Genomic DNA, 408 nt, shown 5'->3' with positions numbered 1-408 from the left:
TCTACGGATCAAAGCCTGCTTGCGGCTCCCCGTAGCTTTTCGCAGCTTACCACGTCCTTCATCGGCTCTTAGTGCCAAGGCATTCGCCGTATGCCCTTAGTAGCTTGACTTCCTCGCTGCGATATTTTGGCGTCTGCTGCGTCACGTCTGCGCGTGGCTCAGTCGACATACTTGAGTATAGTCTCCTTCGCCATGCTCGCCGTTCCTTGCATCCATCCAAAATCTCTTCGCGAGCTTGAATCTTAAATTGCTTTAAGACTCCGGTTCTTTACTAAGGTCACACTTACGTGTGCCTAGTTCTCGTTACTCGTTTCTAAATTCGCATTTAGATCAGAGGTGCTTAGACATTCATCACAATGTCTAAGACTTTAATTTGTCTCTTCTATGAAGTTTTCAAGGTTCATGTTC

General features: G+C 46.8%; 1 rRNA gene. It reads right to left on the bottom strand.

Annotated elements, in window-relative coordinates:
• A 23S ribosomal RNA gene (locus ACTQY5_RS11015) occupies positions 1-110 on the bottom strand; the annotation flags it as partial.
• Between the last annotated feature and the right edge of the window lie 298 nt (positions 111-408).

The organism is Acidaminococcus sp. HCP3S3_H5, assembly GCF_052122235.1.
GTDB lineage: Bacteria > Bacillota > Negativicutes > Acidaminococcales > Acidaminococcaceae > Acidaminococcus.
The sequence above is the reverse complement of the archived record's forward strand: the minus strand, read 5'-3'. Positions and strand labels throughout refer to the sequence as shown.